The 15,277-nt window shown below is 72.2% G+C and carries 19 protein-coding genes; 7 read left to right on the forward strand and 12 right to left on the reverse strand.

From position 1 onward, the window contains the following. Positions 1-155: 155 nt before the first annotated feature. The 8 genes from DK419_RS16940 to DK419_RS16975 all read right to left on the reverse strand — a co-directional run bounded on the left by DK419_RS16940 (position 156) and on the right by DK419_RS16975 (position 5,763). Entirely contained in the window at positions 156-629 is a 474-nt protein-coding gene (locus DK419_RS16940; RefSeq protein WP_109960115.1) for a 4-aminobutyrate aminotransferase, read from the reverse strand. Between the two features lie 200 nt (positions 630-829). Next, on the reverse strand, positions 830-1,282 hold the full coding sequence (locus DK419_RS16945) for a hypothetical protein (protein ID WP_109960116.1): 453 nt from the start codon (positions 1,280-1,282) through the stop codon (positions 830-832). Positions 1,283-1,327: 45 nt separating this feature from the next. Then, positions 1,328-1,885, reverse strand: coding sequence for a MerR family transcriptional regulator (locus DK419_RS16950; protein WP_109960117.1), 558 nt, complete (start codon positions 1,883-1,885; stop codon positions 1,328-1,330). 8 nt (positions 1,886-1,893) lie between these two features. Then, positions 1,894-2,211: an integration host factor subunit alpha gene (locus DK419_RS16955; RefSeq protein WP_048435950.1), complete on the reverse strand. Its 318-nt coding sequence runs from the start codon at positions 2,209-2,211 to the stop codon at positions 1,894-1,896. Between the two features lie 121 nt (positions 2,212-2,332). Next, entirely contained in the window at positions 2,333-3,310 is a 978-nt protein-coding gene (locus DK419_RS16960; RefSeq protein WP_109960118.1) for a beta-ketoacyl-ACP synthase III, read from the reverse strand. 11 nt (positions 3,311-3,321) lie between these two features. After that, a complete protein-coding gene (gene plsX, locus DK419_RS16965; protein WP_109960119.1) occupies positions 3,322-4,356 on the reverse strand; it encodes a phosphate acyltransferase PlsX in 1,035 nt (344 codons plus the stop codon). 136 nt (positions 4,357-4,492) lie between these two features. Continuing rightward, positions 4,493-5,014 (reverse strand): YceD family protein, encoded by a 522-nt coding sequence (locus DK419_RS16970; RefSeq protein ID WP_109960120.1) that lies wholly within the window; start codon positions 5,012-5,014, stop codon positions 4,493-4,495. A gap of 188 nt (positions 5,015-5,202) precedes the next feature. Next, the gene (locus DK419_RS16975; RefSeq protein ID WP_109960121.1) at positions 5,203-5,763 is read right to left on the reverse strand and encodes a ubiquinol-cytochrome C chaperone family protein; all 561 of its coding nucleotides are present in this window, start codon (positions 5,761-5,763) and stop codon (positions 5,203-5,205) included. A gap of 228 nt (positions 5,764-5,991) precedes the next feature. Between DK419_RS16975 and DK419_RS16980 the strand changes: the two genes are divergently transcribed. Further along, positions 5,992-6,456 carry an outer membrane protein assembly factor BamE gene (locus tag DK419_RS16980; RefSeq protein ID WP_109960122.1) on the forward strand — a complete coding sequence of 155 codons (465 nt, stop codon included), beginning with the start codon at positions 5,992-5,994 and terminating at the stop codon, positions 6,454-6,456. A 76-nt stretch (positions 6,457-6,532) separates the two neighbouring features. Here the strand turns inward: DK419_RS16980 and DK419_RS16985 are convergent, their stop codons facing one another. Next, the gene (locus DK419_RS16985) at positions 6,533-8,392 is read right to left on the reverse strand and encodes an ABC transporter ATP-binding protein (protein WP_109960123.1); all 1,860 of its coding nucleotides are present in this window, start codon (positions 8,390-8,392) and stop codon (positions 6,533-6,535) included. 135 nt (positions 8,393-8,527) lie between these two features. On the opposite strand from DK419_RS16985, the gene DK419_RS16990 reads away from it, so the two are divergent. Genes DK419_RS16990 through DK419_RS17015 form a run of 6 tightly spaced genes read left to right on the forward strand, consistent with a single transcriptional unit; the run spans position 8,528 to position 12,793 of the window. Beyond that, entirely contained in the window at positions 8,528-8,983 is a 456-nt protein-coding gene (locus DK419_RS16990) for a tRNA (cytidine(34)-2'-O)-methyltransferase (protein ID WP_109960124.1), read from the forward strand. Between the two features lie 40 nt (positions 8,984-9,023). Beyond that, positions 9,024-9,920: an oxygen-dependent coproporphyrinogen oxidase gene (gene hemF / locus DK419_RS16995; protein ID WP_109960125.1), complete on the forward strand. Its 897-nt coding sequence runs from the start codon at positions 9,024-9,026 to the stop codon at positions 9,918-9,920. Between the two features lie 51 nt (positions 9,921-9,971). Then, positions 9,972-10,214 (forward strand): type II toxin-antitoxin system RelE family toxin, encoded by a 243-nt coding sequence (locus DK419_RS17000; protein WP_109960126.1) that lies wholly within the window; start codon positions 9,972-9,974, stop codon positions 10,212-10,214. 10 nt (positions 10,215-10,224) lie between these two features. Next, complete coding sequence (locus DK419_RS17005; RefSeq protein ID WP_109960127.1) at positions 10,225-10,692, forward strand: helix-turn-helix domain-containing protein; 468 nt, start codon at positions 10,225-10,227, stop codon at positions 10,690-10,692. Then, entirely contained in the window at positions 10,689-11,585 is an 897-nt protein-coding gene (locus DK419_RS17010) for a DMT family transporter (protein ID WP_109960128.1), read from the forward strand. The genes DK419_RS17005 and DK419_RS17010 overlap by 4 nt, the downstream gene beginning before the upstream one ends. 32 nt (positions 11,586-11,617) lie before the next feature. Beyond that, entirely contained in the window at positions 11,618-12,793 is a 1,176-nt protein-coding gene (locus DK419_RS17015) for a vWA domain-containing protein (RefSeq protein ID WP_109962354.1), read from the forward strand. 5 nt (positions 12,794-12,798) lie between these two features. Here DK419_RS17015 and DK419_RS29835 read toward each other — a convergent pair whose 3' ends face one another. The 3 genes from DK419_RS29835 to DK419_RS17030 all read right to left on the reverse strand — a co-directional run bounded on the left by DK419_RS29835 (position 12,799) and on the right by DK419_RS17030 (position 14,955). Then, a complete protein-coding gene (locus DK419_RS29835; RefSeq protein ID WP_425352591.1) occupies positions 12,799-13,905 on the reverse strand; it encodes a methyl-accepting chemotaxis protein in 1,107 nt (368 codons plus the stop codon). 270 nt (positions 13,906-14,175) lie between these two features. Beyond that, positions 14,176-14,496 (reverse strand): 2Fe-2S iron-sulfur cluster-binding protein, encoded by a 321-nt coding sequence (locus DK419_RS17025; RefSeq protein WP_109960129.1) that lies wholly within the window; start codon positions 14,494-14,496, stop codon positions 14,176-14,178. A 141-nt stretch (positions 14,497-14,637) separates the two neighbouring features. Further along, complete coding sequence (locus tag DK419_RS17030) at positions 14,638-14,955, reverse strand: Hpt domain-containing protein (protein ID WP_109960130.1); 318 nt, start codon at positions 14,953-14,955, stop codon at positions 14,638-14,640. Positions 14,956-15,277 lie beyond the last annotated feature (322 nt).

Genomic DNA, 15,277 nt, shown 5'->3' on the forward strand with positions numbered 1-15,277 from the left:
GGCACTCCGCGAGACGTGAGGGAAACGCCGGCCGCCGGGTCGCCGTTCCCGCTTCGTTTCGGCAGCCCGGGGACGGCCCCTGCGCGAGGGGCAAGGGCCCGGAGGCCGCCAGCGAGCGCCGGCAGGCGCAAGGAAGCCGCCGGCGCGGCGGGCGATCAGAGGTCGGTGGTGTCCTTCTTGGCGCCGTCCTTCGAGTCCTTGGGGCCTTCCTTGGTCCCGGCGGGCCCGACCGTGAGCTTGATGGTCTGGGTGCTGACGTTGCCGTCAGTGCCCTTGATCTCCACCGTCACCTCGTCGTTGCCGGTGAAGCCGGCCTTGCTCTCGTAGAACAGGGCCTGGACGTTGGCCTCGGCGTTCGGGCAGCGGTAGGTGGCCGGCGTCTTCACCTTGCCGGCGCGCTGGATCAGGGCGCCGTTCTTCGGCGGGCTCGTCACCTTCAGCTCGGGCTGCGGCCCGAGCGAGCAGTCCTTCTTCATGTTCGGCACCATCACGAGCCGGACCTGCTTGCCGGAGGCGACGGCGTGCTCGCGGACCTTGGGCGCCTGGGCGAGGACGGGGCCTGCGGCCAGCACGGGCCCGGCGGCCATCAGGACGGCGAGCGCCAGGGTCGGGCGGAAGGGGCTGGTCATGTGGCTCTCAAGCTCTCCGAGGGGATGCCGGCCGCATGTGGGGAGCGGGCCCTTCGCCGTCGAGGGCCCGAGGCCCGGGTTCCGTCGAGGAAGCCCGTTTCAGTGCAGGACCAGCATCACGAACAGGTTGAACAGCCCGAGCAGGGCCACGCCGCCGAGCCAGAGCCAGTAGCCCCGCCCCTCGACCGGGTAGTCGCCGATCATTCCGCCCCCTCCTCCGCCCCGTCGCCCTCGGCGGCCTGCAGCACCGCCAGGGTGGCGCCGGTCACCCGGGCGATCTGGGCCGGCGTGAACTCGCCCGCAAGGGCCGAGGCGAGGCCGCGCTCGATCCGCGCCCGCTCGCCGGCATCCCCGATCGGGTCGGCCGGGATGTCGGTCTCGCGCAGGCGGCAGGCGTCCCGGATCGTGTCGGCGGCCCGGCGCAGCACCTCGCGCTGGTCGGGCGTCATGTCCCAGAGCGGATGGCGCAGCCGCGCGATCACGCGCCTCGCGTCGCGGTAGTCGCGGTCGACCACCGGGATCGCCTCGATCTGGCTCACCAGGAGCACGAGCTCGAGCACGTCGGCCGTCGCCTCCGGGCAGGTGCGCACGACGCGCATCAGCCGCGCGATCAGCTCGGTGGTCGGGGAAGCGTGGCGGCGGGGCTCGGCCATGTGCCCGTAACGCGGACCTCGGCGGATGGTTCTGCGACCTTACCGCTATGTCGGCTCCGGCGCGTCCGATCCGGCCGTCCGTGCCGGGCGCAGGCCGGCCAGCATCCGCCGGCACGCCCGCAACTCGTCCAGCGCCGCGGTCAGGCTCGCCCGGTCGGCCCGCGCGAGCGGCGGCGGGGCGGCCTCGGGCTCCGGTTCGGGGTCGGTCTCGACGAAGGCCGGGGCGGTCTGCTCGCCGCGGCCGACCGCCTGGACGAAGCGCATGCCGCGCTCGCGCAGCACCCGCTGGGCGCCCCGGATCGTGTAGCCCTGGCCGTAGAGGAGGCGGCGGATGCCGCGCAGGAGGTCGACGTCGTCGGGGCGGTAGTAGCGCCGGTTGCCGCCGCGCTTGAGCGGGCGCACCTGGGTGAAGCGGGTCTCCCAGAACCGCAGCACGTGCTGGGGTAGGTCGAGATCCTCGGCGACCTCGCTGATGGTGCGGAAGGCGCCGGGCTCCTTCTCGGGCAGGACGGCGCGGGCGGGAGCGCCGGGACCGTCGGGCCGGAGGGCGTCCTCCCGCTCCTCGCCCGGGGTCCCGTCCTGAGTCGCCGCCGCCCCGGTCATGGGCCGGCTCAGCCGTCGTCTTCGTCCGGAGCGGCGTCGCCGTTGATCCGGGCCTTGAGCACGTTCGAGGGCTTGAACACCATCACGCGGCGCGGCTCGATCGCCACCTCGACGCCGGTCTTCGGGTTGCGGCCGACCCGCTTGCCCTTGTCGCGCACCACGAAGGAGCCGAACGAGGACAGCTTCACGGTCTCGCCGGAGGAGAGGCAGCCGCAGATCTCCGACAGCACGGTCTCCACCAGGGCGGCGGATTCCGTCCGCGACAGGCCGACCCGCTGGTAGACGGCCTCGCTCAGATCGGCCCGCGTGACCGTCTTGCCTGCCATCGTGCTGCTCCCCCGGCGGCTGATTCGCGAAAATAACGTATGTCTATGATCGCGCACGCTAATCTGCGATGCGGCCTGGGTCAACCGGGCGTCGGGCGGGTTCCCCGGAACTTCTCGGCCTCTACCAGCGGATCAGCGCGCTGCCCCAGGTGAAGCCGCCGCCGATCGCCTCGATCATCACGAGGTCGCCCCGCTTGATCCGGCCGTCGCGGCAGGCCGCGTCCAGGGCCAGCGGGATCGAGGCCGCCGAGGTGTTGCCGTGGCGGTCGACCGTGAGCACCACCTTCTCGCGGGCGATGCCGAGCTTGTCGGCCGAGGCCTCGATGATGCGCCGGTTGGCCTGGTGCGGCACGAACCAGTCGAGGTCGTCGGCGGTGGTGCCGGTGGCCTCGAAGGCCTGCGCGATCACGTCGGTGACCGAGCCGACGGCGAAGCGGAACACCTCCTTGCCGACCATGCGCAGCTTGCCGGTCGTTCCGGTCGAGCCCGGTCCGCCGTCGACGTAGAGCTTCTCCCGGTGGCGGCCGTCGGCCCGGAGCTGGCTCGTCAGCACGCCGCGGTCGCTCGCAAGGCCCTCGCCGGGTTGGGCCTCCAGCACCAGGGCGCCGGCGCCGTCGCCGAACAGCACGCAGGTGGTGCGGTCCTCCCAGTCGAGCAACCGCGAAAAGGTCTCGGCCCCGACGACGAGGGCGCGGGTCGCCGCCCCCGTGGTCAGGAACTTGTCGGCGGTGGCGACCGCGTAGACGAAGCCGGCGCAGACCGCCTGGAGGTCGAAGGCGGCGCCCGCGTGGATGCCGAGCCCGGCCTGGATCTGGGTCGCGGTCGACGGGAAGGTGTGGTCCGGGGTCGAGGTCGCGCAGATCACGAGGTCGATCGTCGAGGGATCGACGTCGGCGTCGCGCAGGGCGGCTTGCGCCGCCCTGATGCCGAGCACCGAGGTGGTCTCGTCGGGTTCGGCGATGTGGCGCTGGCGGATGCCGGTGCGCTGGATGATCCAGTCGTCCGAGGTCTCGACGCGGGCGGCGAGGTCGTCGTTGGTGACGGTCGTCCGCGGCAGGTAGGAGCCGCAGCCCCGCACCACCGAGCGAAGGCGGGTCATGATGCGTTCTCCTATGCCGAGGCCTGCGCCGGCGTCGCGTCGAGGCGCTCCCGGATCGTCCGCATCAGGTCGTGGCGGGCCATGTCGTAGGCGAGGTCGACGGCGGCGGCGAAGCCCTCGGCGTCGGCGGCGCCGTGGCTCTTGATGACGATGCCCTCGAGGCCGAGGAAGACGCCGCCATTGGCCCGGCTCGGGTTCATCTTCTCGCGCAGGGCCTCGAAGGCGCCGCGGGCGAACAGGTAGCCGATCTTCGCCATCAGGGTGCGGCCCATCGCACCCTTGAGGTAGGCGGCGATCTGCTTGGCCGTCCCCTCGGCGGTCTTGAGCGCGATGTTGCCGGTGAAGCCTTCCGTCACCACCACGTCGACGGTGCCGCGGCCGAGATCGGTGCCCTCGACGAAGCCGTGATAGGCGAGCCCCGGCAGGTCGGATTCGCGCAGCACGCGCGCCGCCTCCTTGACCGCCTCGTTGCCCTTCATCTCCTCGGTGCCGACATTGAGGAGCCCGACCGTCGGCCGGTCGAGGTCGAACACGATGCGGGCCATCGCGGCGCCCATCACCGCCATGTCGACGAGGTGGTTGGCGTCGGTGCCGATGGTGGCGCCGACGTCGAGCACGACGCTCTCGCCGCGCACCGTCGGCCACAGGCAGGCGATGGCGGGCCGCTCGATGTGCGACATCGTCTTGAGGCAGATCTTCGACATCGCCATCAGGGCGCCGGTATTGCCGGCCGAGACCGCGGCGTCGGCCTCGCCGTCGCGCACCGCCTGGATCGCCTTCCACATCGACGACTTGCCGCGGCCGGAGCGCACCGCCTGGCTCGGCTTCTCGTCCATGGCGACCGCCACGGTGGTGTGGCGGATCTCGACCGCGCCCTTCAAGCGCGGCTCGGCCGCGACCAGGGGAGTGAGCACCGCCTCGTCGCCGAACATCAGGAACGTCGTCTCGGGGTGGCGCTCGCGGGCGAGCCCCGCACCGGGCACGACCGTCGAGGGGCCGTGGTCGCCGCCCATCGCGTCGAGCGAGATGCGCACTCTCTGGGACATGGGGGTGTCGAACAGCCTCTCGGGGACGCGGGATCTGGGAAGGGGTCCGCGGCGCGGCGGAAAATAGCGACCCGGGCCCAAGCCGCAAACGAATTCTGAAGCCTTTCGTGCGGCGGCCGCCGTCAGCCGTCAGCCGTCAGCCGTCGTTGCCGGCGGCGCCCTGGCCCTTCAGGGTCTGGAGTGCGGCGAGGGGCTTCTCCTCGGCGTCCTCCGCCGGCGGCTCGAAGGCGACGCCGGGCTTTCGCGGATAGGGATCGAGGCCGAGGGCCAGGAACTCGGCGGCGAGGCTGCCGAGGTCGATGCGGCCGTTGACGATCGGGTCGGGGATGTCGGCATCCTCGGCCGGCGTGCCCGCGAAGGCGTCCTGGGCGGCGAAGTCGACGTCGACCTCCTCCGAGACGGTGCCGTCGAACGGCTCGAGGGTCACGACGCAGGTCTGGGTGACCGCGGCCTCGACGGTGCCGGTCACCTGGAGCCGATGCAGCGAGCCGGAGAGGCGGAAAGTGCCGGTGAGCCGCGCGATTCCGGCCAAGCCGAAATCGCGGGCGAGGTCCGCGCGCTCCGCCTCGGTCGCCTCGACGGTGACGGGCTGGCCGGCCTTCAGCGTGCGCTCGACCAGGATCGGGCGGGAGAACGGGCCGACGCTGTCGGGGGTCATGAGGGCTCCTTTCCGGATGCTTCGAGACGATCGGGCGCGGCAGCCCCGAGGGGCGCGCAGGCGCGCGATCGGGCCCGGTTCCTTCGAGATGCGTCGCGCCCCGCCCGGCTGCAAGGGGTATCGGCGCAGGAGACCAGGCGCAGGAGACCCGGCGCAGGAGACGCGGTGAGAGCCGCCTTGCGGGATGGTCAGGCCGGCGGCACCGGATCGCCCGCGAAGGCGGCGGGATCGGGCAGGAGCGGGCCGGCCGCCATCAGGGCGTCGAGGTCGGTCCCGGCGAGGCCGGCGTCGGCCGCCGCCACGTAGGCCGCGAGACCCCGCGCCGCCCGCGCGTCATCGCGGGCCAGCACGTTGCGGGCGAGCGTCGCCGCCAGCCCGTCGAGGTCGCCGGCATCGAGGGCGGCGTCGTAGGCGGCGGCCCGGCCGTAGAAGGCCTGCGCCAGCTTCTTCATCCGCTTCGAGACGCCCATGTCGCCGACGCCGAGCTCGCGCAGGGACGAATCGAGCTGCTCGAACACCGAGTTCACCAGGTCCTGGGCGACGTCCGCCGCCGGGGCCGGGAGCCGGCGCAAGTGGCGCAGCACCAGCACCACGTGCAGGCACAGCGCCTCGAACCGTCCCTCGACCGTGTCGGGCACGCCGAGGTCGAGGTAGAGCGCCGGCACCCGGGCTCCGGCATTGGTGCGGACGTGCAGCGCCTCGATGGCGCGGGTGCGGGCGTTGTCGCGGCGGAAGGGGTTTCGAATCATCTCGGGTGTCTCGATCGTCCGCGCCACGTCCCGCGCGACCTGTTGCCTGCTCGGACGGGCGGTCGCCGCGTCTCGTGACGTCGCGCCGGCGGCCCGTCCCTCCGTGGCGGAACCTTGGCCGTGCCTTGCCAACGCCACAACCCCGGGGTACGGCAACGGTCGCTTCTCGCGCAAGGCCGCCATCCGGTCGGCCGTCATACCATCCCGCACACGTCTCCCGAGGTCTCGATGCCGCGCCGCTTCACACCGTCGCTCCTCCGCCTCGCCGCGGCCGGCCTGATCGGTCTGTCGGCCGCGGGCTGCGTGATCGGCGAAGAGTTCCGGCACGGCTACATCATCGACGATGCCGCCGTCGCCCAGGTGCGGCCCGGCGCCAGCGCCGAGCAGGTGCTGCAGCTCCTCGGCACGCCGACCACCGTCTCCACGGTCGGCAACAAGTCCTGGTACTACATCAGCCAGAACACCCAGCGCACCGTGATGTTCCTGGGCGAGCGCCCGAAGGACCAGCGCGTCCTGGCGGTGTACTTCAACGCCGGCTTCAAGGTCGAGCGCGTGGCGCTCTACGGCGAGCAGGACGGACGGGTGTTCGACTTCATCTCCCGCACCACGCCGACCAGCGGCGGCGAGCAGGCCTTCCTCGGTCAGCTGATGCGCGGCCTGACCAAGTTCGAGCCGTTCCGCAACGCCCGGTAACCCGGCGTCTCCCCCCTCTCCTCCACCGGGAGAGGGGTCGCTCTCGCGCCGCGTCCCCGCCGGGGCCGGCGCTCGCTCACTCGGCCGCCGCGCGCTCCTCGTCCTCGCCCAGGAAGCCGCCGGATTGCCGCGCCCAGAGGCGGGCGTAGAGGCCCCCCGCCTTGACCAGGTCGGCGTGCCGGCCCTCCTCGACGATGCGGCCGCGATCGAGCACCACCAGCCGGTCGAGGGCCGCGATGGTCGAGAGGCGGTGGGCGATGGCGAGCACGGTCTTGCCCTGCATCAACCGGTCCAGCGAGCTCTGGATCGCCGCCTCGACCTCGGAATCGAGGGCCGAGGTCGCCTCGTCGAGGATCAGCACGGGGGCATCCTTCAGGATCACCCGGGCGATGGCGATGCGCTGGCGCTGGCCGCCCGACAGCTTGACGCCGCGCTCGCCGACCTGCGCGTCGTAGCCGCCGCGGCCCCTGTGGTCGGTGAGTTCGCGGATGAAGGCGTCGGCGTGGGCCGCGCGCGCCGCCGCGACGATCTCGGCCTCGCTCGCGTCCTCCCGGCCATACGCGATGTTGTCGCGGATCGAGCGGTGGAGGAGCGAGGTGTCCTGCGTCACCACGGCGATCTGCCGGCGCAGGGAGGCCTGCGTCACCTCGGCGATGTCCTGCCCGTCGATCAGGATGCGGCCGCCCTCGAGGTCGTGCAGGCGCAGGAGCAGCGAGGTCAGCGTGGTCTTGCCCGCCCCGCTCGGGCCGACGAGGCCGACCTTCTCGCCCGGGGCGATCCGCAGGGTCATGTCCTCGATGATCCCGGCCTCGGCCTTGCCGTAGTGGAAGGCGATGCCCTCGAACCGCACCTCGCCGCCCGTCACCGCGAGGTCGCGGGCGCCCGGGCGGTCGGTGAGCGCGTGGGGCAGGGCGATGGTCTGCATGCTCTCCTGGACGACGCCGATATTCTCGAACAGCCCGCGCACGGTCTGCATCACCCAGCCCGACATCGCGATCAGCCGCAGCACCAGGGCGAGGCCCGCCGCCCCCTCCCCGGTGGTCATCTGCCCGCGCGACCACAGGCCCAGCACCACGCCCGCCGTCGCCACGATGAGGATGCTGTTGAGGAGCGAGAGCGTCCCGGTGACCGCGGTGATGAGCCGGAACGAGTGCAGGTAGGCGTCGGTGTGGTCGGTCGTGGCGGCCTGGACCGCCGAGCGCTCCTCGCGGTCGCGGGCGAACAGCTTCACCGTCAGGATGTTGGTGTAGCTGTCGACGATGCGCCCGATGAGGGCCGAGCGGGTATCGGCGACCTTGAGCGAGCGCGCCCGCGCCCGCGGAACGAAGTAGGCGGTGAGCCCCGCATAGGCCAGGATCCACACCAGCACCGGCAGCATCAGCCACGGGCTGATCGAGCCGAACAGGCTCACCGCGGTGACCGCGAAGATCGCGACGTAGAGCAGCGTGTCGATCACCACGATGGCGAGTTCGCGCACCGCCACCCCGACCTGCGTCACCCGGTTGGCGAGGCGCCCGGCGAAATCGGCCTGGAAGTACGACAGGGCGTGGCCGAGGGTGTAGAGGTGGGTGCGCCAGCGGATCAGGCTCGTCGTCTGCGGCACCACGAACTGGTTCGACAGGAGCTCGTGCAGCCAGGCGAGGATCGGCCGCACCACCAGGATCAGGCCGGCGGCGAGCATCAGGCCGGTGCCGTGGTCGCGCCACAGGTTCTCCGGGCCGGAGCGGGCCAGGATGTCGACGAACCAGCCCATCAGGAGGTAGAGCGAGGCCTCGACGCTGCCCGCGGCGAGCGCCACCACGAACAGCACCGCCAGCGGCCCGCGGACGGGCCGCAGGTAGAACCAGGCGAAGCCCGCGACCGTGCCGGGCGGGCGCCTGGCCTCCTCGAAGGGGGCGAAGGGATCGATGCGGCGCTCGAGCCAGTCGAGGAACATGCGGGCTCCGGAGGTGACGGGTCTCTCAGCCGGGTCTCTCAGCTATGCGGCGCGGGTCGTCCGCCAACCGGGGGGCGATGCCGCAGGCCGCCGAGCGGGCTTTGCCGGGAGGCGCGATGTTCTCTATCCGGGCTCATGCTGCGCCTCGCCCTCTACCAGCCCGACATCCCCCAGAACACCGGCACGATGCTGCGCCTCGCCGCCTGCCTCGGCGTCGCCGTCGAGATCATCGAGCCGGCGGGGTTCGACGTCTCCGACCGGCACCTGCGCCGCTCCGGCCTCGACTACCTCGACCACGTCGCGATTACCCGCCACCGCTCCTACGCGGCCTTCGACGCCTGGCGCCGGGAGGCTGGGATCCGGCTGGTGCTCGCCACGACGCGCGGCTCGGTGCCCTACACCGCGCACGATTTCCGGGACGGAGACTGCCTGATGGTCGGGCGCGAATCCGCCGGGGTGCCCGACGCGGTCCATGCGGACGCCGATGCCCGGGTGGCGATCCCGATGCGGGCGGGCCTGCGCTCGCTCAACGTCGCGGTGGCGGCCGGGATGATGCTGGGCGAGGGTCTGCGCCAGACCGGTGCGATCTGAGACCTTGGCCTGGCGCCGACGCTGTGGGATGACACCACCCATGACCGACGCCGCTCCCGACATCGCCGCGCTCAAAGTCGAGGCGACCACCTGGTTCTCCACCCTGCGCGACCGCATCTGCGCCGCCCTCGAGCGGATCGAGGACGAGGCGACGGGGCCGTTCGCCCCCGAGGCCGGCGGGCCGGGCCGGTTCGAGCGCACGCCCTGGGAGCGCAAGGACCATTCCGGCGCGCCGGGCGGCGGCGGCACCATGGCGATGCTGCGCGGGCGGGTGTTCGAGAAGTGCGGCGTCCACGTCTCGGCGGTGCACGGCGAGTTCGCCCCCGAGTTCCGCGGCCAGATCCCCGGCGCGGCGGAGGATCCGCGCTTCTTCGCGACGGGCATCTCGCTGATCGCCCATCCGTGGAACCCGCACGTGCCGACCGTGCACATGAACACCCGCTTCGTCGTGACGACGAAGACCTGGTTCGGCGGCGGGGCCGACCTGACGCCCGTCCTCGACCGGCGCCGGACGCAAGCCGACCCCGACACGGTCGCCTTCCACGCCGCGTTCGAGGCCGCATGCAGCCGGCACCCGGCGGCCGACTACGCCCGCTACAAGGCTTGGTGCGACGAGTACTTCCACTTGAAGCACCGCGACGAGCCACGCGGCATCGGCGGCATCTTCTACGACTACCACTGGACCGGCGACCCGCAGGCCGACCTCGCCTACACAAGGGAGGTCGGCGGCGCGTTCCTGGAGGTCTATCCGGCGATCGTGCGGCGCAACCTCGCCACCCCCTGGACCGAGGCCGACCGCCACGAGCAGCAGGTCCGCCGCGGCCGCTACGTCGAGTTCAACCTGCTCTACGACCGCGGCACGATCTTCGGCCTGAAGACCGGCGGCAACGTCGCGTCGATCCTCTCCTCGATGCCGCCGACGGTGCGCTGGCCCTGAGGTTCGTCTCACCCCGAGGCTGTCGCACTCCCATATGAATGGCCTTGGGGCATGAAGGCGATCCGTTTCACGATACCGGCGCTCAAAGCCTTCGCGAGGTTGCCGGACAAGGCTCGAGCACAGATGCAGGTGAAGCTGGAGCGTTACGCCGAGACGGGAACGGGAGACGTCAAGGCTCTGGTCGGAGTGCCCGGGCTACGCATCCGGTCGGGGTCTTTTCGCGCCGTCTTCATCGAGACGGCCGACGCCATTGATGTGTTCAAGGTCGGCGATCGGCGCGACATCTACGAATGAGGTCAAGCGAATGAGCGTTCAGTCGATCGTCACTGAGGGAGGCGAGGAACTCGTCATCCTGTCGCGCCGTGCCTACGACGCCCTCTTGGCCCGCTCCGGTGACGAGGATGCGGAGGATCGCATGACCGCGCGCCTCACCAAGGAACACTTAGCCGCACGAGCGGGCGGCACCGTCACCTTCGCACCCGATTGGTTGACCGCTGCGATTCTCGCCGGCGAGTCTCCCCTGGCGGCGGCGCGCCGCCATGCCGGACTGGACGTCGCCGATCTCGCGGCGAAGGCAGATGTCGATCTAGAGGTACTGGCTGCGATGGAGCAGGGCCGCCGCGCTGTCTCTCCAACGGTGATCGAGGCCATCGCGCGGGCCTGCGGTGTCGACGTGGCCCTGTTTCTGGATCAGGACCGCGCCCCCGCTCCGGACGAGCCTTCTACCTCTCTTCCCGGGAAACCGCGCCGCCGGTCCGCCCTGCGCCGGTGAGACCCCTCCCCGACCTCGTCGCCGTCGTCCTGTGGATGGCCGGTGCCCTGCTGTCGTTCTCGGCGACGGCGATCGCCGTGCGCGAGCTGGCGCCGGCGCTCGGGCTGTTCGACATCCTGGCGGCCCGGGCGGGGGCCGGGGTGGCGATCGTCGGCCTCGTCGCGCTCGCCCGCCGCCGGCCGCTGCCGGCCCGACGGTTGAAGCTGCACCTCGCCCGCAACCTCGTCCATTGGGGCGGCAACTACGCCTGGTCGCTCGGCGTCACGCTGCTGCCGCTCGCCGTCGTCTTCGCCCTCGAATTCACCACGCCGGCCTGGGTCACGCTGCTGGCCGTCCTGATCCTGCGCGAGCGGCTGACGGCGAGCCGGGTCGCGGCCGTGGCCCTCGGCTTCCTCGGCGTGCTCGTGGTGCTGCGTCCGGGCGTCGCCGCCCTGCAGCCGGCGAGCCTAGTGGTGCTGCTCTCCGCCGTGATGTTCGCGCTGACGGCGGTCGCCACCAAGGCGCTGACCCGGACCGAGAGCGTGCTGTCGATCCTGTTCTGGATGAACCTGATCCAGCTGCCCCTCAACCTCGTCGCCGGCCGGCTGTTTCCGGCGGTGCCGGTCCACGCCTTCGAGGGGCGCCACGGCCTGGCGCTGGCGGCGGTGTGCATCGCCGGCCTCACCTCGCACTGGTGCCTGACCAGCGCCTACCGGCGCGGCGACGCCATCCTGGTCATGCCGCTCGACTTCCTGCGCATCCCGCTGATCGCGGTGCTCGGCTGGCGCCTCTACGGCGAGCCCCTCGACCCGTGGCTGTTCCTCGGCGCCGGGCTGATCGTCGGCGGCATCGTCTGGAACCTCGCGGCGGAGGCGCGGCGACAGGCCCCCGCTCCCGTGCCGAAGGGGGCTTGACCCAAGCGCGCCGCGGCGCGTTGATCGGCGCCATGCTGCTGTCCTTCTTCACCGAGCTGCGCGCCGCCAAGGTCCCGGTCTCGCTGCGCGAGTACCTGACCCTGCTCCAGGCCCTCGACCGCGACCTCGCCGACCAGCGGGTGGAGGATTTCTACTACCTCGCCCGCACCGCCCTGGTGAAGGACGAGCGCAACCTCGACAAGTTCGACCGGGTGTTCGGCCGCGTCTTCAAGGGCGTCGTCAGCCTGAGCGACGCGGTCGAGCCGCAGGCCATCCCCGAGGAGTGGCTGCGCAAGCTCGCCGAGAAGCACCTCACCGAGGAGGAGCGGGCGCAGCTCCAGGCCCTCGGCTGGGACAAGCTGTTCGAGACCCTGAAGCAGCGGCTGGCCGAGCAGAAGGGGCGCCACCAGGGCGGCTCGAAGTGGATCGGCACCGGGGGCACCTCGCCCTTCGGCGCCTACGGCGCCAACCCGGAAGGCATCCGCATCGGACAGGACGGCAACCGCAACTTCCGGGCGGTGAAGGTCTGGGACCAGCGCACCTTCAAGGACCTCGACGATTCGGCGGAGCTCGGCGCCCGCACCATCCGGCTGGCGCTCCGGCGCCTGCGCCGCTTCGCCCGCACCGGGGCGGCCGAGGAACTCGACCTCGACGGGACGATCCGCGAGACCGCGCGCCACGGCATGCTCGACCTGCGCCTGCGGCCGGAGCGCCGCAACGCCGTCAAGGTGCTGCTGTTCCTCGACGTCGGCGGCTCGATGGACTGGCACGTGGAACTGGCCGAGCAGCTGTTCTCCGCCGCCCGCTCGGAGTTCAAGCATTTCGAGCACTTCTACTTCCACAACTGCCTGTACGAGAAGGTCTGGAAGGAGAACCGCCGGCGCCACACGGAAGGAACGCCGCTCCTCGACGTGATCCGCACCTACCCGTCCGACTACCGGGTGGTGTTCGTCGGCGATGCCGCGATGTCGCCCTACGAGATCGCGATGGCGGGCGGCTCGGTCGAGCACTGGAACGAGGAGGCCGGCCAGGTCTGGCTGAACCGGGTGCTCGCCCACTTCCCGAAGGTGGCCTGGCTCAACCCGGTTCCGCAGGCGCAGTGGGGCTACTCGCAGTCGAACGCGATGATCCGGCAGATCTTCTCCGACCGGATGTACCCGCTGACCCTCGAGGGCATCGACCAGGCGACGCGGGCGCTGCTGCGCTGAAGGGCTCAGCCCGGGCCGGCCTTGCCGGTCCCGTCCCCGCCCCTCCCCTGCACGATCACCCCGTACCAGCCGAGGCCCCGGTAGGTCTCGTAGCCCGGGGTGCGGTGATAGGCGACGAGGCCCTCGGCGTCCCGGGTCGGGAGCACGCCGCTCGCCGCATCGCCGAGGTCGAGCGGCAGCCGCTCGCTCAGCAGGCCGACGCCGTCGCTCGCGGCGATCACCCTCCGCGCCGCGTCGACGAGCAGCACCCGCGTGCGGGTGCGGTCCTCGGGGGCGACCCGCACGCCCTGGACGATCGCCCGCGCCTGCGGCTCCCAGTCGAAATGGATCGCCAGCACGCCCAGCGGCCGGCCGCAGGCCTCGCCGTCGCGGCGCACGCTCGCGCAGTAGGTCGCCACCTGGGCGCCGCCGAGACGCGGCTCCGACCGGATGTCGGCGGCGGTGTAGTCGTCGCCCGAGGCGAGCCCGGCGGCTTGCCGGAACCACGGCTCCTGCGCCACGCTCTGCCCCCGCAGGCCGGGGAAGCGGCCGGGCCGGCCCGTGGCGATGACGCGGCCGTCGAGGTCGCACAGCCAGAGGTCGAGATAGACCGTGTAGGCCGACAGGATGACGCCGAGGCGCTTCTCGGCGAAGGCCGCTGCCGCCGGGGCCGGATCGGCGGCGCAGGCCACGACCGCCGCGTCCGTCGCCCACCAGCGCACGTCGCAGGTCCGCTCGTAGAGATTGCGGTCGATCAGCTCCACCGCGTTGAGGGCGAGGTCGACCAGGCGCTCGCCCTGGGCCCGGGTCACCAGCCGGGCGACCTGCGCCTGCAACCCGACGATGCGCCCGTCGACGTCGGCCTCCAGCTCGCGGGCGAGGCCGGCGATCGCCTCGCCGACGGCGCCGACCTCGTTGGCGACCACCGTGAAGCCGCGCCCGTGCTCGCCGACCCGGCCGCTCTCGATGCGGGCGTTGAGGGCCAGCATCTTCACCTGGCTGGTGATCCGGCGGATGCGCTGCGTCTTGTCGTGGGCCGCCTGGCGCAGGGTCGTCGCCGCGGCGGCGATGTCCGACAGGGCGCACCCGTCGCCTGCGCGATCGGTGCCTGCCGTTCGAGCCTGGTGGATCACGCTGCGCCTCCCCGGTCCGGCCGGGTCCGGACGCGGGTCATTATCCGAGGCGGCGTCTTAAGGAATCGCGTCCTGCGACGGTCTAGGCCGTATGCCCGTCGAGTGTCCCGTCGTCCGTCGACTTGCCTGTTCGGCCTCGCCGCCCGTCAGATCTTGCCGGCGCGACCGGCGTGAGGCCCGTCATCGCTCGCGGGCCAAGTCGAGGTGCCGCTTCTCCCTACGGAGCCTGCCGCGCGGGGCTCGGCCGCCGGGCCGTCCGCACCCCCCGCCTCACCCCTGGCGGGCCGGGGTGGTGACGGTCAGGCCGTCGAGCTCGGGCTTGAGCCGGATCTGGCACGACAGGCGGGAGGTCGGCCGCACGTCCGAGGCGAAATCCAGCATGTCCTGCTCCATCGGCTCGGCCGGGCCGACGGCCTCCGCCCACTCCTCGCCGACATAGACGTGGCAGGTCGCGCAGGCGCAGGCGCCGCCGCATTCCGCGTCGATGCCCGGCACGTTGTTGCGGATCGCGGTCTCCATCACGGTCGAGCCGGCCTCGCCCTTGACGGTGCGGGGCGTGCCGGCGGCATCGACGTAGGTGATCTGGACCATCTGGGACTCCGGAAGCCTCGAGCGCGGCCGCGGATCGGACGAGGGCGCGGCGGGGCCTGATTGGCGGCTGCCGCCCCGGAATGCAAGCGCGCCGTGCGTCGCGCGGCACTCGCGCCGCGGGATGCGGCCCGGGATACGGGCTCAGAGCAGGGCCAGCGTCTCGCGCACCGCCCGCGCCAGGGCGGGCGCGAGGTCGCGGATCGCCGGCGCGTCGCCGGCCCGCAGGGCGCTCTCGAGCCGCCCGGCGAGCGCCGCGACGCGCATGGCGCCCACGCCGAGGGCCGAGCCCTTCAGGGTGTGGGCGAGGTCGGCCCGGCCCGCCCCGTCGCGGTCCGGATCGGCGATCCCCGGGAGCAGCCGGTCGCACTGGCCGGAGAACAGCGCCAGCACCTCCCGGGCGAGGTCGTCGTCGCCGAAGGTCTGCTGCGCCAGGTGGGCGCGGTCGAGGAGCGTCTCCATCGGCGTCTCGCGGCTCTCGTGGTCCCGTCGTCGGGACGCCAGATCCCGCAAGGAACCGCCCGACGCAAGCGCCGGGCCCCGGGACGGGACGGTTCCCCGGTTGCTGGTGGAGCCCTGTCCACAGCCGGATCGAGCCCCGTTCGGTGCCCGGCCGGAGCGGTCAAAACCGTGGTGCCGCCGCGAGATAGCGCAGTCGCGCGCCGCCCGCCGGACACATGGTAACCATTCCCTTAAGCTTTTTGGGAGGGTTCGCCCCGTCCGGGTATCCGGCTGGTACTCCTTGCGTCTAAGGTTCTCGTGGTAAACCGCTGAGGATCGCGTC

It is taken from the genome of Methylobacterium terrae (genome assembly GCF_003173755.1).
GTDB lineage: Bacteria > Pseudomonadota > Alphaproteobacteria > Rhizobiales > Beijerinckiaceae > Methylobacterium > Methylobacterium terrae.